At 34.7% G+C, this 22,778-nt stretch carries 10 protein-coding genes; 3 read left to right on the top strand and 7 right to left on the bottom strand.

Going from position 1 to position 22,778, the window contains the following annotated elements:
• Nucleotides 1-479: 479 nt before the first annotated feature.
• Nucleotides 480-6,014, bottom strand: a complete 5,535-nt coding sequence (locus OM075_RS18370) for an alpha-2-macroglobulin (RefSeq protein WP_301192003.1) — start codon at nucleotides 6,012-6,014, stop codon at nucleotides 480-482.
• Nucleotides 6,015-6,401: 387 nt separating this feature from the next.
• Here OM075_RS18370 and OM075_RS18365 point away from each other — a divergent pair, with 387 nt between their 5' ends.
• Nucleotides 6,402-8,288, top strand: a complete 1,887-nt coding sequence (locus OM075_RS18365) for a methyl-accepting chemotaxis protein (RefSeq protein ID WP_301192002.1) — start codon at nucleotides 6,402-6,404, stop codon at nucleotides 8,286-8,288.
• Nucleotides 8,289-8,451: 163 nt separating this feature from the next.
• Here the strand turns inward: OM075_RS18365 and OM075_RS26115 are convergent, their stop codons facing one another.
• The 3 genes from OM075_RS26115 to OM075_RS18350 all read right to left on the bottom strand — a co-directional run bounded on the left by OM075_RS26115 (nucleotide 8,452) and on the right by OM075_RS18350 (nucleotide 10,966).
• On the bottom strand, nucleotides 8,452-8,712 hold the full coding sequence (locus OM075_RS26115) for a DUF4834 family protein (RefSeq protein ID WP_363321639.1): 261 nt from the start codon (nucleotides 8,710-8,712) through the stop codon (nucleotides 8,452-8,454).
• 175 nt (nucleotides 8,713-8,887) lie between these two features.
• Nucleotides 8,888-10,495, bottom strand: a complete 1,608-nt coding sequence (locus OM075_RS18355; RefSeq protein ID WP_301192000.1) for a S41 family peptidase — start codon at nucleotides 10,493-10,495, stop codon at nucleotides 8,888-8,890.
• 24 nt (nucleotides 10,496-10,519) lie between these two features.
• Complete coding sequence (locus OM075_RS18350) at nucleotides 10,520-10,966, bottom strand: deoxycytidylate deaminase (RefSeq protein ID WP_301191999.1); 447 nt, start codon at nucleotides 10,964-10,966, stop codon at nucleotides 10,520-10,522.
• Nucleotides 10,967-11,156: 190 nt separating this feature from the next.
• Between OM075_RS18350 and OM075_RS18345 the strand changes: the two genes are divergently transcribed.
• Both OM075_RS18345 and tsaB read left to right on the top strand, forming a co-directional pair.
• Nucleotides 11,157-14,039 (top strand): SprB repeat-containing protein, encoded by a 2,883-nt coding sequence (locus OM075_RS18345; RefSeq protein ID WP_301191998.1) that lies wholly within the window; start codon nucleotides 11,157-11,159, stop codon nucleotides 14,037-14,039.
• Nucleotides 14,040-14,197: 158 nt separating this feature from the next.
• Nucleotides 14,198-14,893, top strand: coding sequence for a tRNA (adenosine(37)-N6)-threonylcarbamoyltransferase complex dimerization subunit type 1 TsaB (gene tsaB / locus OM075_RS18340; protein WP_301191997.1), 696 nt, complete (start codon nucleotides 14,198-14,200; stop codon nucleotides 14,891-14,893).
• Between the two features lie 95 nt (nucleotides 14,894-14,988).
• Here the strand turns inward: tsaB and OM075_RS18335 are convergent, their stop codons facing one another.
• From OM075_RS18335 to OM075_RS18325, 3 genes are all read right to left on the bottom strand, one after another.
• Nucleotides 14,989-15,399 carry a tellurite resistance TerB family protein gene (locus tag OM075_RS18335; protein ID WP_301191996.1) on the bottom strand — a complete coding sequence of 137 codons (411 nt, stop codon included), beginning with the start codon at nucleotides 15,397-15,399 and terminating at the stop codon, nucleotides 14,989-14,991.
• 10 nt (nucleotides 15,400-15,409) lie between these two features.
• Nucleotides 15,410-20,332: a DNA repair ATPase gene (locus tag OM075_RS18330; RefSeq protein WP_301191995.1), complete on the bottom strand. Its 4,923-nt coding sequence runs from the start codon at nucleotides 20,330-20,332 to the stop codon at nucleotides 15,410-15,412.
• Between the two features lie 332 nt (nucleotides 20,333-20,664).
• Nucleotides 20,665-22,773, bottom strand: coding sequence for a flotillin family protein (locus OM075_RS18325; RefSeq protein WP_301191994.1), 2,109 nt, complete (start codon nucleotides 22,771-22,773; stop codon nucleotides 20,665-20,667).
• Nucleotides 22,774-22,778 lie beyond the last annotated feature (5 nt).

Genomic DNA, 22,778 nt, shown 5'->3' with positions numbered 1-22,778 from the left:
ATTATAAATCCTTGTACAAACTATAAGTTCGGCATAGCGTCTCGCTATGTCGTATAAGAAAAGGCCTCTGGCCTTAGCAAAAATCATGCAGATATATTTCATAGGTCAAATAGCAACCTTATTTTTATTATGAAAGTAGAGTTTACTTTAAAGATTATACTCTGGATTAGAGTATTATCATAAGTTACAATAGAAATTGATAAAGGCCAGAGGCCTGAATAAAACAACGAAGCGAGACGCTTCGCTGAACGTAAGGAGAGGTTTGTTGTAAAACACAACTGTTTGTTTTTACCACGGAGATGTTAAGACACAGAATGGTTTACTAACCATTCTGTTGTCTCTTTTTTTATTTATGATTAAGATTCAAAATGTAATCTTGAACCTGACTTGAAATCTTTGAGTCTTGCGTCCTTTGTGGTGTTATTATAACAAAATACGAATAGCCCAAGATCCCTAACTTTCAGCCTTGAAATACATACTTATTCCTCACTAATTACCTCAACCCATTTGCCAGCTCTTCGTGCTGTAATTTCATTATTATACATGGCCTCACATGATACAGATGGCAAGTAATATTTTCCTTGATAAGTAGCATTAAGCAAAATAATAAATGTTTTACTCTTTCCTCTTGCTAAATCAAAATAAGAATATACCCTGTCGTCGCGAATATCTCTATAATCAGGAGCATCAACTTCATAAGGCGAGTTCACATCTTCCATCCTTGTATTTCTGATCTCCCAACCTGAAGGAAAAATCTGAGTTAATGCCATATCTGAATATGATGACAATTGTCCCGGGTGACTTACTGTAACAATGGCCATAAAGTCTGTTCCTTGTTGAATTTTAGACACATCAACCGGAGTACCATTTAAAAGAGTATACTTTACGCTCATTTTTAAATTTGAACTTTCATTCACAGTATCTCCTTTAAAAGGTGTTCCTTCTAAAATCAACCGGGCAAACAGAATACCCTCTGCATTATTTTTAATTTCAACTTCACCTGTTGTACGCTTACTTTCCGGCAACTCAAATTGGTGTATTGGTTTATCAGAAGTAATCTTAGTTCCATTAATAACACAAGTTAGTTTTGAACTACCTGAATTTTGAGCCAATTGACTTAAGGCAATCAACGAATAAGCTGTTGTTTGCGTACTCAACCAACTTTGACTACTTAATTTGTCAGCAACTTCTTTCATTAACGGAGCCGCTTTATCAAGGTCGCCCAATAATGATAAGGTTTCAAGTATCATGGCCTGATCTCGTGTAACAGAGCCATACGAATAATACTTTTGTTTTTCTGTGATCTGAACACTTGTGGTTTCAACCATTTCTGCAGCCACTTCCTTTTGTCCTATAAGCGCATAAGCAGCGGCTAATCTCCATCTGGCCTGAGTGGATAAAGTGTTAATATGCCTCATCCTGTTCATGGCACTCTTATCTGGTTTTCCGGCAAGTGCCAGAGTGTATAATCTATAGGCCTGATTTAAATCTTTGTAATGTCCAAAATTATCAGGTGTCCATGTGCTTGACATCCTTTTTTGGTATTGAACCCATTTTGTTTTAAAGTTTAACGGCAAACTATATCCTTTCTTCTCCGCTTCTAATAAAAAGTGACCAGCATACGAACTTCCCCAGTCATTTGCCTCTGAATTTCCCGGCCAGTAACTAAAGCCTCCATCACTGGTTATAAAAGTTGACAAGCGACTAATACCTGCTTTAATATTTTTTTCAATGGTTTGTTTTGTTTCATCACTTACCTCCATCACATTTTCTAAATAGAGTTGTGGAAAAACAGAACTTGTTGTTTGCTCAACACACCCATGAGGGTATCGCAATAAATATTTTAATCTGCGACCAAAATCAACTGGAGGTATAGACGAAACTTCTACAACTGATTTATTGGTTCCTTCCATTCCAAACAATTCATATGGAATCTTCTCTGTTTGTCCGGCTTGTACAACTTTACTAATTGATGTTATTCTTTCCGGATTAGGATTTCGAACCTGTATCTCAATGACATCTTCTGCACTCTCTGAACCTGATTTAGCAATTACTTTTACTTTTCCAACTCCTAATTTTTGAGGGATGTTAATAGTAAAAGGTACTACCTGATCTCCTGCCTGGTTAAAGGTTATTTTTTGTTTATTACTTCCTTCAACTTTTATCAGATCATTTGTTTCAAGAGACAACTCTACATTTTTAATGTTGTCACTCATTGCAAAAACAGTTACCGGTAGTTTTACTGTTTCTCCGGGACCTAATACCCTTGGAAGCGTTGCCAAAACCATCAATGGCTTTTTAACAGGAGTAGCTTTTTCTGTATTACCATACATCCTTTCGTTTCGGGCTACCACCATTGTTCGAACCGAGCCAATATACTGTGGCATCTTAAATTCATGAGTTCTGGAATCGCCTTTACCTAAAGTAAATGGACCAAATACTTTTACAACCGGCTTAAAGCGATTTGCACTTGGATCTTTTTGTTTATTGTTTAGTTCGCCATCACCACCAATACTAAACACTCTTTCAATTTGTCCGCCATAAGCACCTATTACCTGATTGTAAATATCCCATGTTCTAACACCCAACGCTTCCCTGGCATAAAAATGATCCCATGGCTGCGGTGTTTTAAAGCGGGTTAAATCCAACAATCCCTCTTCAACAACAGCTAAGGTATAGGTCATTGGCCTATCATTTTCTTCACTGACTTTTATCTTCACTGTTTGCTCCGGAACCAAAGTATCTGGCATATCAATCACCAGTTTCAAATGAGTTTCTGCATCTTCAACCAACAATGGCGTTACTCCATACATTCGGATCGGCAAGTTATTAGCTGTTTGTGCATGAGGCTGAAGCAAGGTAACATGAACAAAAATATTCGGAGTCATTTCCTTGGTAATCTCAAACTGGAATGAAGTGTATTCCTTTTCTGTTTTTGCCCAATATTCTTTAATCACCTTAGTACCATTTTCAATGGTTACCAGAGCTCTACCTCCTTCTGATGAAGCAAAATTAACCTGAGCAGTTTCTCCAACATTATACTTATCTTTTTCTGTTGATAAGGTTAACATAGATGCAGCTTCTGGATTATCCCCAACAGGTTTTGCAGCATAACCAGGCCAGTCAACATAAACTGTTTTACCACAAACATGACCACTTGTTGTATCAAATACACGAACCAGATATCTTCCCCAATCCGGATATTTTATTTTAAGATCGAAACTTCCTATTCCATCTTTTGTACTAAAACTACCTCTATCTATAATCTGCTGCGAAGAAGATGAAATATATCTGGCCAGATTATCTTCGCCTGATTCCCACCACCAGCGCCAGTTTACTTTATAAATGATATATTCCAGATTACTTTTTGAAACAGGATTGCCATCTGCATCCACAGAAACCACATCAATTTTATGCGCCTTATCCGTAACCAACATTCCTCTTTTATCTCCCACTGGTATTCGAACGCCCACATAGGATTTATAAGGACTGTAAGGAATTGAAAAACGATCGATACTATAATCACCACTTTCTTCAAAAACTCTGGTTCTAAAAGAAGCTTTCAACATTCCGGGAGCCTGATCGCTCACTTCCATATTTCCCTGAACCATGGCCACTCCCTCAGAATCGGTTTTTCCCTCGTAAAGTGTTACTTCTTCACTGGAGAATTTACATGTGGGGTCATCAAAACTATATTCACTGTACTTAGGAAATTTTGTAGGAATTGAAGTTAAGGTGGCTGTTACATTTGCCTTCAGATTTTTAGCTACAGCTCCATGAAGCCACTTTACTTCCATTTTTGCTTTAACATAAGGCTGTAAAACAGATAGCTTATCTGTTCCAAAGTCCATTTTTATCTTTAACCGGTTGGGTTTAACCGTTTCAATTCGCAATGATTTTGTAAATGAAGTACCACCAACTAAAAAACGAGCCATCCAATTACCTGTAGGAGCATCTTCGTTGGTAGCAACCTTAAATAAGTATACATTATTAACACCCGATGTGCTGGCCACTCTTTTAACCAACTGCCCGTGAGGATTGCTTAATTCAAAAACAACCGGATGTTTTTCCGGTAACAAATGTGCTCTGTCTTCTAAAATAAAAGATACAAACAGTGTATCACCGGGGCGCCAAACACCTCTTTCTCCGTAAATATATCCTTTCAATCCTTTACTTATAGTTTGTCCGGACACATCGAACCGACTTAAAGACAAAGAAGAGCCTTCGTCCAATCGCAGGTAACCTCTTTGATTTTCGAATTTAGCGATAAGTAAATAGGGCTTTTTAGTCACATCTAATTTTACCAGTCCTTCACCATTACTTTTAGAAGATGAGATCAGTTGATTTTGATAATTATAGATTTCAACATCTACGTTTGCAACGGGGTCTGTAGTTCTTAAATCAGTTACAGCAACTACCATTTCTTTGTCGCTTCCTTTTTTAGCGATGATTCCTAAATTTGAAGCCAGAACATTTCTTTGTGCAAAACGGCTACTACGATAATAGGCCTTTTTACATGGATTGTCTCTATCGCGGTAACTGTAATAGTAATAATCATTGTCCCAATAACTATAATCTTCTTCCGGACTATCGTAATAGGCCATGTCCCGATCTGTTATTTCATCCGGATCGGTTACTAAATCTTCATCCTCATCATTATCTTCTCCTGCACAAGGATAAATGGCATTTCGTCTGGAGAACTGAATTTCGATACGGTAAAGCGCTCCTCTGTCCACTTTAATTAAATCATCCAGCTTTAACGAAAATGTATTCCACTTATTTAAATTAATAGTCCTGTCAGCATTTAATGGAATGGTCTTTTTCAGCACTAATCGTCCCGCTCTTTTTAACTGATACTCGCCATCAAGTTTATTAACCTGAAGAAAAGAAGCTACATTATTTTCAAATATTTTAATAACATGTACCTGAACCTCTTTTAAACTAACTGCCTTAAACGGGATATTTAAACCTTCTGATTCCGGTAAAATTGTTCCCTCTCCAATAAACTCAACCTGTGGTTTTAAACTCGTAAATGTCAACACAAAATTCTCATTGTCATCAGTTTTTACACCCAACACATTTTCAATTCCTTCACTAACCATTAATTTAACGCTTCCTGTAATGGAATGGTGAGGCGTTACTTTAATTACATTATTATCTATTGAAGTTGAAAACCCTACGGGAGAATCCCAGGAAATAAGTCCATCTAAATTCTGACTGCTGTTTAAAGGATCTGTAAAAGTAATTTCAATAGCCTGACTTGGTAAAAAGACCTCTTTGGCATCAATCAAATTAAAATCATCAATTCCAGGAATGTTTACTTTTTGGGTATCTTCCTTATCTACACCAATTGACTTTCCATTTAATTCAATTTTTATAGTACCCTGAGCATCTTTTCTTCTTATATGATGCAATACAAAATCGTAATGATTTTGTTTATCTCCGCTTAACCATTCCACCTCAAGATTTTCATTATCCTGAGTTGCAGCTAATATTTTATAAACCTGAGTTGTATCTGCAAAATCTGAAAGAATAAGTGTTCCGGATAGTTTATTATCCGTAAGATTTGCATTATCATAAGGCATTACATCCCCAAGTTCAACTCTAAAATTCTGATTAATGGTTTGAAAGGAAAACTCAAAATCATCTTTTGCATCAGTAAATACCTGGGCCAGATCAACCTTAACTTTATAAACCGTTGCCTGTTTTAGTTTTTCACTGGGTTTAAAAACCAAAGATTGCTTATCCAGCCAGTAAAATTCACCTTTTACCGCTGGTGAAATTTTTACAATACTTGAGGATGCAGTATTCCCGGCCTCTGCAGAAGCAACGTTATCAGAAAACCGGACCATGATCTCGGCCTGATTTGAAACCATTCCTGAAGTAAAAGCGGCTACCTTGGGATTGTATTTAACTTCGGCTAATTTTTGAGAAACTTTGGGCGTATTGTTACACGAAGTGATTAAAAATAAGCTCCAAATAAGAGTTAGGATAAAAATGTTTTTTGTATGCATTTCGTTAGTTAAACAGATTAATCGATAAATATTCCTCCCTAAACTACTAATTACTTTTATATCTGACTCATAAAAGCAATTAAATAATTCAACTCATAATGTTAAATATTCTAATAAACTCAAAAAACATGACAAAATTCAATATCTACAAACAACAAAAAAATATACTTTTGACCTCTACTTTCATAATTACAAACAGGGGTACCGTTAATTATTTAACTATTTATTCAACCTCAACTGTGATTTATAAGGGGCACACTTAAAAAATATTAAAAACAAAACCTTTTCCCTTCATTATAGTACATTTTATTAATGATTTTAAATTTGATTGTGGTATTGGATTAGGGGACACTTTATCACTATTTATAGTTGTCTAAAGTTTTTTGTATGGGTCGATTTAATTTCCGCTTAAAAGGCAGGTTACTGGTTAATGTATTGGTGTCATCCAGTGTTATTTTTGCTATTGTACTGGGATACATTACGTTTAACATGAGAAGTGATGCAATAAACACTTCAGAAGAAATAATTAATGCAAAAGTATTAGAATCAAGAAACCTAATCCAGGGGGAGCTAAATACAGTGCACGAGGGAGCTGTGGTACTTGCTCATACCTATGAAGAATATCTTGATTTAAAAGAAAAACCTAAAGATTCGTTTTATAATACCATGTTGCTTAGCTGGTTAAAAAACAACCCAAGCTTTTTATCTACATGGCAAATCTGGGAGCTCAATGCACTTGATCCAAACTATTCTTTTAAAAATGGAAGAATCAGAAATGTATTTTTTCGTTTAAACGGACAGATCGATCAGTCACTCACAACTGTTGATATGAATAACGATGATCTGAACAGTTTATATTATATAGCTCGTGATGAAAATAAATCTGATATATGGGATCCTTATTACGATGTGGTTACAAAAGAACTGGCTGGAATATTAATGACTTCCATTGTTGTTCCTATTCAAAAAGATGGCGATTTTAAAGGTATTGTTGGTGTTGATATCAGATTGGATAATATGGAACAAATCGTTTCAGACATTCAGCCTTTTGACGAAGCCATTTCATTTTTGTTATCGGATAACAAAAGTATTGTTGGACACACACGTAAAGATTTAATTGGACAATCCATTTATGGCAATTGCGATTTGGACTCCATTGAAATGAATCAAAAAATTCAGGATGCCTTAGATAACGAACAATCTTATTTTGAATACAACCATGACGGACAGGATTGGTATATGTCATTAGCCAGTATTGAGGTAAAAGATTCACAAAAAAAATGGACAATTGGAATTAAAGTTCCGCAAAGTGTTGTATTGAAAGGTGTAAATAAAGTTCTCTACCGAAGTGTTATTATCGGAACAATTGGATTGCTACTATTTTGCCTCATCATTTATTATTTTGCCAATGGCATGGTGAAACCTTTAACTGAAAGTGCCAGATATACCAAATTAATTTCGGAAGGAAACCTGACTGCAAAAATAAATTTTTCCAGAAAAGATGAAATAGGTGATATTATTACCTCATTAAAAGGCATGACCCAAAATATTAAAGGTATTGTTGAAAATATAAAATCGAGCTCTGATCAAATCAATGCTTCCAGCAATTCTTTAAAATCATCGGCATTAAAACTTAATGAAGGAGCCTCAAACCAGGCAGCATCATCTGAAGAAATCAGCTCTTCTATGGAAGAAATGGTAGCTACCATACATCAGAATACCGACAATGCTAAAGAAACAGAAAACATAGCACGAAGAGCTTCTGATAAAATGAAAAAAGGTTATGAGTCCATTAAAATTACAGAGGAGTCGATGGCCAACATTGCCGAAAAAATTGTAATTATTGATGAGATCGCTCAACAAACCAATATTCTTGCACTAAATGCTGCAGTTGAAGCTGCGAGAGCCGGAGAGCAAGGTAAAGGCTTTTCTGTTGTTGCCAGTGAAGTAAAAAAATTAGCTGAACGCTCACAGATTGCTGCTAAAGAAATTATTGAATTAACTAAAAATGGTGTTGTTGTTTCGGAAGAATCAGGAAAACAAATCGAGAGCATTATTCCGGATATTGAAGAAACAGCTCAATTAGTCAGCGAAATCTCCGCATCAAGTATAGAACAACAAAGTGGAGCTCAACAAGTAAACAATGCAATACAAGAATTAAATGAAGTAACGCAACAAAACTCTGTTACTGCAAACATGTTTACAGAAAGTGCTCAAGAGCTTTCATCATTAGCTGATAAATTAAACGAAGTGATCAGATACTTTAAAATATAATTAAATCCTTAATATGGATTAGATATCAATTTTACATTGACACGCTAAAACATATCTTGGTTTAATTTTACCCAATCAATTTGCATCATCAACAAAAAAAGCAGCGATTCTTAATTGAGTCGCTGCTTTTTGTCTTTTATCTTATTATGGAAGTAAATAAAATCTAACCTTTTACTTCTTCATAATCCACATATTCTCCAAGATCAGAAGAAGTCATTTTTTTATGCGGTGCAGTTTGTTTAATTGTAACCTTCCCCTCATCATTCCTTACTCCTTCCGAATATTGTTGCTTTTGAAAATTTGGATTCGTCATTTTATTAACGTATTTCGACAATAAAGTTGGCAATACTAACCTACCAATAAATCGAAATAAATAATAAATGATAATTAAAAAAAGAAATGTTCTTAATAAACCAATAATCATATTCTTGTAATCTTATTATAATCGTTGTAATTACTTATGCATAGTTACAGTTTTTGTGCCACAATTTCAAATGCGCCATTCTGACACCCAACATTTAACATTATTAAATAATCAAAAAAAATAAGCCCTGAACTAAAAAGAACAGGGCTTAAATATATAATTGTAACTGTACTTTTTACTCTGAAAGTTTATTTACGGCAACATCCAGTAGTTCATCTATTTCTCCAATAATTGGGTAAAATCCTTCATTATCCATAATATTTCGGGCAATATAGGCTTTCAATTCAACATCGATAATATTTTTTGAAATATTGAACTCTTTACGATTCATTTTCACACCTTCCTTAGTTGCAAATTTAATAAACTGATCCAACACCGGATTCTTTTCAAGATAAGATTTAATTTCTCCAACGGTTTTAAATCCTTCAATTTTCGCTCTGTTGTTATCTGTATATTCTAATGCAAATCTATAAATCAAACCTCCCTCTCTCACTTTATAATAGTAGGTAGTTAAATCAGTAGTATCGCGAGGAACAAAAATATCCGGCATAATACCTCCTCCTCCATATACAACTCTTCCTTTTTTAGTTTGATATTGTAATGAGTCATTTACATCAATACTATCCTGATTGAAGAATTCTCCATGCTGATAGCGCTCTACTATATCTTTATAATATTCTTCGATACCATTATCATAAGGTTTCTGAATACATCTTCCTGCTGGAGTATAATATCTGGCAATGGTTAATCTTAAAGCTGATCCATCAGGTAATGGAATTTGATTTTGCACCAATCCTTTTCCAAATGAACGACGTCCCATAATAATACCTCTGTCATTATCCTGAATAGCTCCCGCAAATATTTCACTGGCTGAAGCTGAAAATTCATCAATTAACACAGCCACTTCCGTATCCTGACAAGTTCCTTTTCCGTTTGCATGTACTTCCTGACGAGGATTTGCTTTTCCTTCCGTGTATACAATCATATCCTTATCGTGTAAAAATTCATTACACAGATTGATAGCAACATCTAAATAGCCTCCTGAATTTCCTCTGAAGTCAACAATAAGCTTCTTACAGCTCTGAGCTTTTAGTTTTGCCAATGCAGTTAAAAATTCAGCATAGGTATTCATAGCAAAACGACTCACTTTAATGTAGCCTATCTCATCATTAATCATATATGAAACATCTACACTTTCAATTGGAATTTTACCTCTTGTAATATCAAACTTTAAAGGTTCTTTCAAATTACGTCTGATCACTCCAATATTCACGTTAGTACCCATTTCACCTCTAAGTAATTTAAGCACTACAGAATTTTGAATTCCATTACCGGCAATAACACTGTCATTTACACTTACAATTCTATCTCCGGGTAACACACCTACTTTTTCAGAAGGGCCTCCGGAAACAACAGCTACAACCATTACGGTATCTTTTTGAATACTAAATTGTACCCCAATACCACCAAAATTACTTGATAGTTCTTCATTTACATTTTGCAAATCCTTGGCAGGTATATAAACAGTATGAGGATCCAGTTTTTTTAATAATTCCGGAATCATCTCTTCCTGCATTTTTTTAGTATCCACCGTATCAACATATTCTTCATTTATTAAATTCAGAATTGCATCTATTTTGTTTGTCTGCGGATAAATCACCAGCGATTTATTATTCCCGATTTTTCCGGGTAAAACCGCATATCCAATATAAATTCCGGCAATTAATATGATGGAAAAAATAAGCGGTTGTAAAATCTGTTTTTTACTATTATTATAACTCATTTATATTGTATTTTCATTTTTATATTATTCATCCAGTTCAATGTGGATAATTTCAATACCGGCTCGTTTCAATAGGTTTATACCGTCTTCAACGCGATATTTTTCACTAAAAACAACGCGACCAATACCAGCCTGAACAATTAATTTGGCACATTCAATACACGGAGATGAAGTAACATAAAGTGTAGCTCCTTCTGAGCTATTGTTTGAACGTGCTACTTTTGTTATTGCATTAGCTTCTGCATGTAGAACATAAGGCTTGGTAATATTGTTCTCATCTTCACAATTATTCTCAAATCCGGATGGCGTTCCATTGTATCCATCACTAATAATCATCTTTTCTTTTACTATTAACGCCCCAACTTGACGTCGCTTGCAATATGAATTCTCTGCCCAGATGTAGGCCATTCGCAGATATCTTTTATCTAATAGAAATTTTTTTTTCTCAGTCGGCAAATCTTTTTCGCTCATGTATTTGCTATTTATGTCATACAGAATAACAAAAGTAACAAATTATCATAATCAAAAAAGCTCCTGATTAAATCAATGCAACTACAGTATAATTCTGAACATTTTCGACGAACATTAAAATATACCTGATTAAAGTAACATTTTTTTTGAGCAAGCGTATTAAAACTCAACAACACAAACACAACACAACATGCTTAAGCCAAATAGACGCTTACTTAAAAAAGTAAAAGCAAATGGCATACCCCTACTTTTAGGATTGCTATTTACCTTTTCATTCTCAACGAACACATTTGCACAGTCCGACAATAACACACTTAAAGGTCAGGACTGTGTGAATTGTTTCCATACAGAAATACTAAATCAGGAAATAACTGACAACTGCATTTCTGTTAAACTGGAAGTTTCCGCTGGTGATTCTTGTTCCTCTGCCCTATCACACATCACAATTGCAGTTCCTTGTGGAAACATTAGTGATGTTTACAATTCGGAGGGATGGGATATTGAAAACCCAACTAAAGATCCTACAACAGGCTTATCAGGTTTTAAAATTGACAATATTTCAAATTTTGGAGAAGATAAAACTGCAGGATCGTTTATTATTGAATACACAGTATGCTCAAACGACGAAGCATGTTTAAAAGAAATTACCGATAAATTAACTATTGGTTACAAAGCAGGAACTTGTATTTCATATCAGGATATAGAAAATAAAAACACATTAACGGCTTCACTTACCAAAGATGATGTTTCATGCTACGGTGGTAATAATGGGGCAATTTACACTGAAGTGAATGGAGGAACTCCTCCTTATAGCTTTAATTGGAGCAATGGAAGCACACTACAGAATATTACAGGCTTGCGTATTGGGGAATACCAGGTAACGATTTCTGATAGCGAAGGCGAAACAATAGTTTTGGAAGAAGTGCTGACACAACCCGAATCTCCAATTACAATTGAAGGAATTGTAACTGCAGCATCCTGCAACAATAACAATGGCGCTATTGATGTTTCTGTTACAGGAGGAACACCTCCATATTCTTATGTTTGGACGGGTAATAAAACAACTGAAGACATAGCTGATTTATATGCAGGAACCTATTTACTAAGAGTTTTTGATGCTTTAGGTTGTGCTATGTCTGCCTCATTTGTAGTTACCGAAGACAGCAATCTTGATCTTACACTAACACCTAATTATTTACAATGTCATCAAGAAGGTGAAGGTGAAATTACCAGCCATATCTCAGGAGGAACAGAACCTTATGAATATATATGGTCAAATAACAGTACAACAGCAAATATTTCAGGCGTAAATTCAGGTTCCTACAGCTTAACTGTAACTGATGCCATGGGATGTTCTGTTACTCAATCAACCTACATTGGAATTTCGTCCTTATCACTATCAACATCTGTGGTAAACCCTACCTGTAATGGCGGAGCCGATGGAGAAATATCTGTGAAAAACGTATATTATGGAACAGCTCCTTATACCTACCAATGGGATACCGGAGATACTACTGCTACTTTATCAGATATTGCAGCAGGCCGATATCGGGTAACTGTTACCGATGCAAATGGTTGTGAAGTTTCTCGATCTGTAAATTTAGCTGACAGACAAGCTTTAAATATCAATTATTCTATTTCTCCAAGAAACTGTAATTCCGATGATGATATCGAAATAAATTTATCGGGATCAGGAGGTTTAGATCCTTATCAATATTACTTTAACGATAATGAGATCTCTTCAACTTTTAATGTAAATGCAGATGGTGAGTATGAAATTACAATGAAGGATGCTCTTGGATGTGAAACAACTGAAATTATTGTTATTTCAACATCTGAAACTACGCTTGATGTAAATGCGGATATATCTCAGCCGGCATGTGGAGGTGCTTCTACAGGAGCTGCAGAAGTTATCGTATCCGGAGGAAGTGAGCCATATCAATTTAACTGGTCAGACGGTGCAACTTCGAAAACAAGAGATGATTTATCTCCTGGAGCATATCAGGTTGAAGTGATTGATGCCAATGGATGTTATAGCTCAACCAGCTTTACTATTCAGCAAGCAAATATTGTTGAAGCATCAATTATTCCTCCAACTGCAGCTATTAATTGCGAAAGTGGTGCTTTAAATATATATGCAAACTGGAAAGGTTCGGATACCTATACCTGGGAAATCATAGACGAATCAAATTCATGGTATATTGAGGAATCATCTATTGATAGCATATCCTTGTTTGTTGGAACAGGGTCGGCAAAGTTAATTTACACAGTAATGGATGCTGAAGGTTGTTATGCAACAGATTCAATCTCATTATCGTGTAGTATAGCTAATGATAACACTGGTGATACCGATGATAGCTCAGATGGAAATGATCATTCAGATAACGATGAAACAGACACACCGGATGAGAGTAATTTTACAGACTGTTTCTATAGTAAAATAACTTCTATCACATCCACAGACAATGATGGTTGCTATGCCTTTGAGATGTGGGTTTATACAGATGGAACATGTGACCATGAATTATCTCACTTTACTATCGGACTAGAAAACGCAACAATTAATCCTGTTTCAAATTCTGAAGGTTATCCTACTGAAAAGAATTTTACAGACCCTACCACAGGTTTGTATGGATTAAAAATTGACAACATTAGCAATTTTGGACAAAGTGGAGCTGATCATTTTAAAATTGAATTTGAAGCATGCTTTAACTCTGGAATCTTACCTGAATACTTACAAGTGGCTTACAAAGCAGCAAACGGTTATTCTATGCAGTTAATTAATCTGTTTTCTGATGGAAATTCGGATCAGGGTATTGAAATTAAAGCTTTCCCTAATCCATTCAAAGACAATATAAACTTTACCATAGTTAGTAAAGAAACTGCCGATGGTGAGTTAGCCATTTATAATACATACGGAGAGAAAATAAAATCAATATTTTCCGGAACCTTTTTGGCCAATATTGAGTATACATTTACATATCAAGGAGATGATATTAACGATAGATTATTATTTTACAAGTTAACCTCAAACAAAGGAGTCGTTCAGGGCAAACTATTAAAGATTAAATAGTTGCTTTACGCAGGAGGTTAGTGTTGGTTTTTTCATATAGTTAGGTTTAGGTTAGAGAAAAGGGGTTTACCTGAAAAGGTGCCCCTTTTTCTTTTTTTAATAGCAATGGTAAAATAAATTGAAAAAAACTATTTTTGCATTTTAATAAACTGTATACAATGGCATTAATACTTTCAATTGAAACATCAACCAAAGTTTGTTCTGTTTGTCTCTCTGAGAATGACAATATCATTATCAAAAAAGAACTTTTTGAAGCAAATTCTCATGCCACTCACCTAACTGTGTTTATTCAGGATTTATTTAATGATATAAAAGATTATCAAATTAGCGACATTGATGCTGTAGCTGTTAGTAGTGGTCCGGGATCATACACTGGATTACGAATTGGTGTGTCGGTTGCAAAAGGAATTTGTTATGCACTAAACAAGCCATTGATTGCAATAACTTCACTTGAAGCATTGGCCTACGCTGCTATCGACAACGAAAACCTTAAGGAAGATACCTTAATCTGCCCGATGATTGATGCACGCAGAATGGAAGTATACACCACATTGTATAATGCCAAACTTGAGAAAGTAAAAGAAATTAGTGCCGAAATCATTGACGAAAACAGCTTTGCCGAAGCATTACAACAACACCCAATTATCTTTTTAGGAGATGGTGCTGCAAAATGCCAGGATGTAATAAAAGGTGAGAATGCCATATTTATTGAAAACAAAGCACCTTTAGCAGCAAACATGGTAAAAACAGCCTATCAAAAATTTCAGGATAAGCAGTTTGAAGACGTTGCCTATTTTGAACCTTTCTACTTAAAGGATTTTGTGGCTACCACACCAAAGAATAAGGTGCTGTAATCTACTACAAGCATAAATTTAATACAGCCTGAGTTCTGTTTATATAAGAGAATTCAGGCTGACACAACAAACCTCACCTTTCATATCTGAAAATTTCAAATTTCCAGCATTGCCTTGATTTCATCATATTCTACTACTTCTTTATTTTTTATAATGGAGAGTTTAATGATTTCTTCAATCTTATTTTCAGCAATACCCAACTTTATCCCAACCTCTTTGCAAAACTCAATTTCCTCTACATCTACCGACAAATCAACTTTCATCATTTGAATTAAAATATAAAACATGACATATTTTTCTTCCTGATTTACCGGAGGAATAAAATCATATTTATCCGCATCATTGTATATATCTTCAAATTCACTCATTGAAAGATTTAACTTTCTGGCCATAAGTCTAAGGAACATATCTTCAGATCCTTTTACCTCATTGTCGGCTTTTGCCATTTTTACCAATACGGCTAATTGTGCTTTTTCTGAATTGTAGTAATTATTTATTGTTGTCATGCTAAAATATTTATTGCTCGTTCCAAATACATTTCTTTAGGGTTTGAGACACATTGTTAATACTCTCATTGATAGATCCCATACTTTCAACTACCTGCGACATTTGATTATTTCCTCCTGCTTTTAATTTCAGATTTTTACAGAAGGTAGCTTTAATGTCATTCCATCGTTGAAGCTCTTGACCTGTGAGTTTATTGAAAATCTCTTTGAACTTTAACATATTTGCTTCAGCGCCGGAAGTTAAAGTCTGCGATTCACCTTCGTAATGTGAGAGAATCAAAGAATCCAGTTCTTCATCATTCATGATGGCCACAACTTTCTCTGCTATTTTATTCATATTACGATAGGAACCCTGTAATTTAAATGGTGGCTCGGTTCTGTATTCTTCAGCTTGTGCTGCAGAGGCAATATATTGTTGATTTACTTCAGAGATCACATTTCTAACCTTAATCAGCTTTTTAATGATATTGACATAATCACTAATCTGTGCAGGTGTATGATTTGCTTCAAACTCCAGGCCGTCCTTATTTCCTGTTTCGGCCAATTTAAGAATCGGATAAATATCGTTATGACTTTTACTGGCCAGCTGATTTAATACCTGGTTTGAAGTAAGTGAGTTTTCAATATAACTCATATTAAATATATCAGAAGTGTCACCAAGAATATCTCCCAGATTATAAATATCTGCTCTGTTGGCAAGCATATCAGGAATCTGGAACTTATCACCACTTTCTGTATATGGGTTTCCTGCCATAACAACACATACTTTTCTTCCTCTGAAATCGTAGGTTTTACTTTTTCCTTTATATACACCTTCGATTTTTCGCTGAGCATCACACAATGATATAAACTTCTGCAAAAACTCAGGATTACAATGCTGAATATCATCAAGATAAATCATCACATTATCCCCCATTTCAAAGGATAGGTTTAGTTTATTTAATTCTTCACGAGCACTGGCATTACCAGCTTCGGCAGGATCGAGTGAAGTAACAGAGTGACCAATTGCCGGTCCGTTTATTTTCATAAAGATAATTCCCAAACGACTAGCCAGGTATTCCATTAAAGTTGTTTTACCATAACCCGGAGGAGAAATTAACAGTAACATACCCATCAAATCAGTTCGTTTGTTTTCTCCGGCGGTACCCATCTGCTTAGCCAGGTTATCTCCAATAATTGGTAAGTAAACCTTATCTATTAATTTGTTACGCACAAATGAAGACAGCACTCTGGGCTTAAACTCATTTAAACGTAGCGAATCTTCAAAATCATCAATAAGTCCTTTCTTAAGATTAACATACAAATTATATCGACTATAGATATTGATTTCAAATTTCTTGAGACGAGATATAAATTGGTTGTAATCAAATTGATAAGTTCCCTCTTTTATAATTGAATGGTTTCCTTGAAAGCCGGAAAGTTGCTTTGTTAATTGCGCTTTAACAATATTTTTTTTGTCGTAATTACCAAGAAGTAAAAGTACAGATACTTCATTGACATATTGACTGTATTGCAACTTATTGTCTGCAGACATATAAGCTTTTAACCATTTTATGATTAATCTAAATTGAGAAGCAGGCACTTCCTTTAATTCCTGAATCGATTGATTAAATATGTCTGTAGCTGAATTTAGTCTAAGATAATCTGTAAAATCTCTATAAAATGCAGCAGCTTCATTGTCTATGATAAAAGAATCATCATGTATTACCTCATGAAACAGATAGGTAGCAGCCTCTTCCGCAAGAATCAAGTCGAACAACTTTGTTTCAGTAAGAAAAGCTTCAATTTTTGATTTTAATTCATCAATAATATCAGCAAATTCCTGAGAGTCGGGAAATAGTTTAATTAACGCGCCTACACCTTTTAGCTGCTTATAATAATAATCCTTTAAATCGGGATGTGTAAATTTATTCCAAAACAAGCATGCGCATGCCCTTGCGTTAGTAGAGTATTTTAAGAGACCTGCCGATTTATTTAATTCAATTAATTCCTTAACAATAATACCGGCATCCAGATCATGAACTCCCTTTACATATCCTTCATTATATCGTTGCCCCATAAATTCCCTGATATGCTCCAGGGTATCATCTTCTGACAAAGAATTAAGTTTTCCGTTTAAACCCAATAATGAATTATTAAACACCTTACAAGCCAGGAACTCAGAGCGGTATACATCATTATTTTCAGAAGGAATGCTTTGATTCCATAAATCTTTGTAATTACTAAGTTCTGTATGGTTTACTTTTTCGTAAAAATTCGTTCCTGTCAGGTGAAAATAAAGTTCTTCATCTTTAAATACAGTGGTTAACTCGCAAGGTTGTGTATTAACTGAAAATTGATGTACTCCAAACTTTATAATATTAGTTCCATCAACAAAAAGTTCTGTTTTATCCTTGAGCTGTCTGATGGCCTCCTCTTTCATGCTTTTAAGCTGACTTTGTATCGTGTCAGCTTTAACAGAATCATCCAACTCAACCAACTCTTTAACAATATTTCGTAGCTTTTCAATCATCAGATCCGAAGCGTAATAACCATTAATTTCGCTTACTTCCTTGAATTTTGATATTCGGTTTTGAATCGCTTTTAATATCCTGTCTGCTGATTGTAATAAAGTATTCGCTCTTTTATTACGGGCTTCAACCAGACTGATTTTCTTGGATTCAAATGAGTTGTAAATTTCTTCTCTTTTGGTAGTTATCTTATCAATAAACTCATCAAACTCAGAAAATTTCCCTTCTAACTCTTCAATCTGAACCATCAGCTTGGTCTGAAACTCCACACATTTTTCAGGAGAATCTGCCAAATCAATATAATTGGTTAGTCCCTGGCTGATTAATTTGATCTGAGCATTAAATTCTGCAACACCTTCCTGACTAAGCAGTTCTTTTCTTTTGCGTTTTAGTGAAGCATTTACCTGGTTTAAACTGGAATAAAGACTGGATATACTTTCGATGATGCGTGTTGTTTCTGTTGCATCATCAATCTTCAGGTTACTGACAATCTCTATAAGCATTTCGAGCTCTTGTGATGAGTTTGTTAACTCTTCTTCAGTATTATTAATTTCAACAACCTTTTTAGCATCCTGAATCTTATCTTTTAATTCGTTTACCTTGTTTTGATAAGGTTCCAGCGCCTCCTTTTTTAATAAAAACTGAACGCATTTTTTAGAGATATCCTCGTTGTATTGAATTAAGCTGTTTTCTGTTTCTTCTATTCTATTTAAATCAACATATCGAAGTTCTTTTAAAGAAATTGTTTCCCCCTGAATCGATCTGACATCCGCTAATATTTGAACAAAGTCAATAATGCTGGAGAAATTAGACCCTTTAATTTTTTGAGTCAGCTCTTCGTTCAATTTAAAAACTCTTTCAACCTCCTGCTGACTATTTTTTTTGATGGCAACAACTTTGTCGTATTCTTCAATAGCATTGTTGGCCGTTTCTTTTATCTTTTGTAAGGCTTCATTCAGCTTTCCTGTTTCTTCACTATTTATCCAATAATAAGCGTCTAAAACATCTCCGGCAATTTTTTTAATGTCGAAATATAAATTTGCATAGCTGTCTTCTTTTTGAATGAGTTTTAAAACCTCATTACATTCCGACATTCCTCTAACTATATCTTTATTTCCTATTTTGTGCAGATAAGAATCCTGATTGGCTTCCAATTCTGAATGAAAGTCTACATCGAGATAAGGCGTTTTCCATATTTGTAAAACATGGTGCTTCTGGGGTGTGCCATCGGTTTTAAAGTAACAAAGCTCACCATTTTTAAATAGCGAATAACCATGACAAATTATTGGAGTGTTGACTTGCTGAGAAATAATATTATAGGATAATAAAACATATACACCATCCTGTGTATTATAGAAAACGTAAAGATAATCCTCTCCATTGGGTGAAGTAATACGATGAATAAATTGCATATCTGCCAATTCATTATCGAATAACTTCATTTCTCCTGTCTGAAGGTAATATCCGTTTGCAAAAATCAATCCCTGATTATCGGGCAATAAAACGCATGAATTTTCAATGGCATCCACGCGAACTGCCTCCTGCATTTTCTTATTGAAAATGATATAGCGGAATTGCTCTTCCTGATATGGTTTTATTTTTAATACTATCAGATTATCAATAATAGCGTAGTAAAACTCACCATCGTCAAGTGTTTGTGTTTTATTAGCTACTTCCTCTGCGTAAATACCAAAACCGGTATCTGTATTATTCTCTACTTTGATTGTTAAATCTCCATCTGTAGTCTCAACAAAAATTTGATCTTCAATGGAGATATGGGAATATTTTCCTTTAACATGCTGATCCCGTGTAGTCCGGGTCCATTTAAATTCATGTTGATCGGGAAATATTAATTCATGTTCGCTTCGGTTATCAACATATTTAAGCTCATTTTCGTTAATCGCGAACTTAAGGGTTTTGATATCATATTTCCCTTTTCCGGTTTGAAACACCATAAATAAAGATGTTCCAATTTTAGCAAAAACTTTAAATTTTGCCTCTTTGTAATATTTGTATAAGTTTTTAAAATCTTTAATAAATTCATCAGAAAGAATAATATCCAATGAATTTTCTTTAAAAACATGTTTATCTGAGTCATAATGATAAACACTGAATACATCAGAGACTTCAATTTCTGTCTTTAATCCAATTACAACATTATAGCCAAAAATGAAGGAATCTCCTATGGTAATCATATCTGCAGGTATGCAATTATGCATCGTAGAAATACGCTCATTTCCAAGCAAAGCTGATTCAATGGAACCAAAAGCATTTTTTCGTTCTGAATTAAGCCAGTCTAACTTTTGTTGCAGATCTTTACCATATTGATTTAAGCGATTACGAATAATCTCATAAGTACCTTGTTCAAGTTGAGGTTCAGCTACAGCCTGTTCTTTGTCGATTAATTCTTCAGGATTGGCCATGATAATCAGATTTATATGAAGATGGTAAATTAATTACCTGATGTAAAACAAATAGTGGATAATTAAAAAAGACAACTAATAAAATTTATGACTTGTTATGGTTAGATAATATAGTTTCTGCACATATGAATATGCCCAACAACCTATTATTTTCAATCTGAGATCTGTTTCTTAATACACCTGATAAAGTATGCTATCCATAAATTAAGAGCTAATAAAACAGCACCCTAAATACATATCGTGTAAAAAATCCAAACCATAACATACCTTGGTAATTATGGATTTGGATTTTTAACCACAACTTAATAGTTAAATTTTATTTTGACATTTTATTAAAAAGGATCAATTCCTATTTCAGACGCAGATTTATTGGAAAGACCTAAAGACTTGGCAATATCCAACATATTAAAAATAGATTTTTTATCTCCCTCTGAATCTGCAGCATTACCTAATTTATATAACAGATTCGAAAGTGTCATATTCTTAATATCTTCTGAATTTACTCCAAACTGATCAATAAATCTTCTAATATTATCTTTAAATGAAGTTCCATCCTCAGTTGAAAAGAAAGTATCTTTTACTTGTTTAAGTACAGTGCTGTTATTAACCACCTTGTCAATACTTTTACCATTTGAAATCGCTCCCATAATTTGCTCGAAGAACATTGTTTCTCCACCTACAATTTCAATATTGGCAGCTTTTAGTGCTTCACTAATAACCTTAGCCTGTGCAGCAGCAATATCTTTCTGAATATTGATTTTTGCTAACTCTATTTCTTTGTCTTTGTTTAATCTTAATTTGAATTCTTCGTGCTCTTTACCTACACCATCGAGTTTTTTCATGGCAGCAGCTTTTTCCTCAATACCTTTGGCTTCCACAGAGAATTTTTCACTGTTCACTCTGTTTTGTGTCATGCCTTCTTTTTCAGTAGCTGTTGCTCTGGCTTCAATTATTTCAGCTTCTGCCATTCCTTTGGCTTTAATGGCTTCTGCTTCTGCTTTAGAAGAGGATAAGATGATTCTTGCATCAACATCTCCTTCTTTCTCCTTAGCAGCAGCTTTGGCTTCAATAACCTGTGCTTCCGAGATACCTAATGCTGCAGCTTCAGCAGCTTTGGCTTCGGCAAGTATTTTTGTGGCGGATGCTTCCTTGTCTGCAGCTTCCTGTGCTGCCTTAGCTTCAAGAATACGTTGTTCGGTTCTGAATTCAGCAGCCTTTCTGTTCGCTTCTGCACTCTTGATTTCTGTTACTAATTTAGTTTCCGCTTCTTTCTCAGCATCTTTGATAGCAACAAGCTTATTACGTTCTGCTTCTGCCTGAGCCTGTGTATCTTTTATTTTCTCTTCTGCAATCACTACTGATTTCTGAACTTCAACTCGTTCTTTAATCACTTCCTGCATTATTTTTTGCTCAGCTTCAAGAGCTTTGTCTTTTTCAATTTTAGCAAGACTAACAATTTTCTCTCTTTCATTGGCTTCCAATTGTTGATCTTTCAGTACAGCTTCAGATTCGATAGCTTCAGTTCTTTCTTTATTTTTCTGAGCTACAATTACCTGACGTTGTTTATTTTCTTCTGCAATCTGAATTTCTTCCTCTGCTGCAATACGTGCATTTTCACTGATACGACGTTGTTCCTCTCTTACTTTAGCAATATCAGCTTGTTCCCGAGCTTTAATATTCTCAATTTCACGTTTTTGTTTTTCTTCTGTTTCAGCCAGTTGCTTTTCTAACTGCAGCACAGTTTCTCTGGCTTCAACATCCTGTTTGGTAACCGTTTTTTCTTTGTCCCTGCGTATTTGATTTGAAAGGATCTGTTGTTCAGAAGTTATTTTAGTAATTTTTTTGATACCCTCAACATCCAAAATATTATCTGGTGATAATTGCTCTATTGGTGTTTGCTCCAAAAAGTCAATTGCACAGTCATCCAAAACATAACCGTTTAAGTCGGTACCGATAGTTCTTAGAATTTCTAATTTAAATTTTTCCCGAGAATTATAAAGCTCTACAAAATCAAATTGTTTACCTACTGTTTTTAATGCCTCCGAAAATTTGGCATCAAATAAATCGACTAAACTTTCAATATCAGAAGCACGTTTACAGCCAATTGCCTGAGCTACCTGAATTACATCTTCAGATGTTTTATTTACTCGCACGAAGAAGTTAACTTTAATATCAGCTCGTAAATTATCTTTACATATTAATCCTTCTTTTCCCTGACGAGATATAACCACTGTTTTAAGTGTAATATCCATTACTTCCATTTGATGCAGAACCGGGATGACAAATAATCCGTCAAATGAAACTTTGGTTCCTCCCTGTCCGGTTCGGACTAACGCTTGTCCCTGCGTTGCTTTTCTATAAGTTTTAATCACCAAAATGATGATTCCTATCAATACGACGGCTCCAATAATAACGCCCGTCTGAAGTACTCCTTCTAGCATAATCT

This window comes from Plebeiibacterium sediminum, assembly GCF_026013605.1.
Lineage (GTDB): Bacteria > Bacteroidota > Bacteroidia > Bacteroidales > Marinilabiliaceae > Saccharicrinis > Saccharicrinis sediminus.
Note: the sequence above shows the minus strand (reverse complement) of the source record. Positions and strands in the feature narration are given on the sequence as shown.

Coding starts and splice junctions, on each gene's coding strand:
- OM075_RS18370 (WP_301192003.1), bottom strand. CDS start 6,014: ATGCATACAAAAAACATTTTTATCCTAACTCTTATTTGGAGCTTATTT.
- OM075_RS18365 (WP_301192002.1), top strand. CDS start 6,402: ATGGGTCGATTTAATTTCCGCTTAAAAGGCAGGTTACTGGTTAATGTA.
- OM075_RS26115 (WP_363321639.1), bottom strand. CDS start 8,712: ATGATTATTGGTTTATTAAGAACATTTCTTTTTTTAATTATCATTTAT.
- OM075_RS18355 (WP_301192000.1), bottom strand. CDS start 10,495: ATGAGTTATAATAATAGTAAAAAACAGATTTTACAACCGCTTATTTTT.
- OM075_RS18350 (WP_301191999.1), bottom strand. CDS start 10,966: ATGAGCGAAAAAGATTTGCCGACTGAGAAAAAAAAATTTCTATTAGAT.
- OM075_RS18345 (WP_301191998.1), top strand. CDS start 11,157: ATGCTTAAGCCAAATAGACGCTTACTTAAAAAAGTAAAAGCAAATGGC.
- tsaB (WP_301191997.1), top strand. CDS start 14,198: ATGGCATTAATACTTTCAATTGAAACATCAACCAAAGTTTGTTCTGTT.
- OM075_RS18335 (WP_301191996.1), bottom strand. CDS start 15,399: ATGACAACAATAAATAATTACTACAATTCAGAAAAAGCACAATTAGCC.
- OM075_RS18330 (WP_301191995.1), bottom strand. CDS start 20,332: ATGGCCAATCCTGAAGAATTAATCGACAAAGAACAGGCTGTAGCTGAA.
- OM075_RS18325 (WP_301191994.1), bottom strand. CDS start 22,773: ATGCTAGAAGGAGTACTTCAGACGGGCGTTATTATTGGAGCCGTCGTA.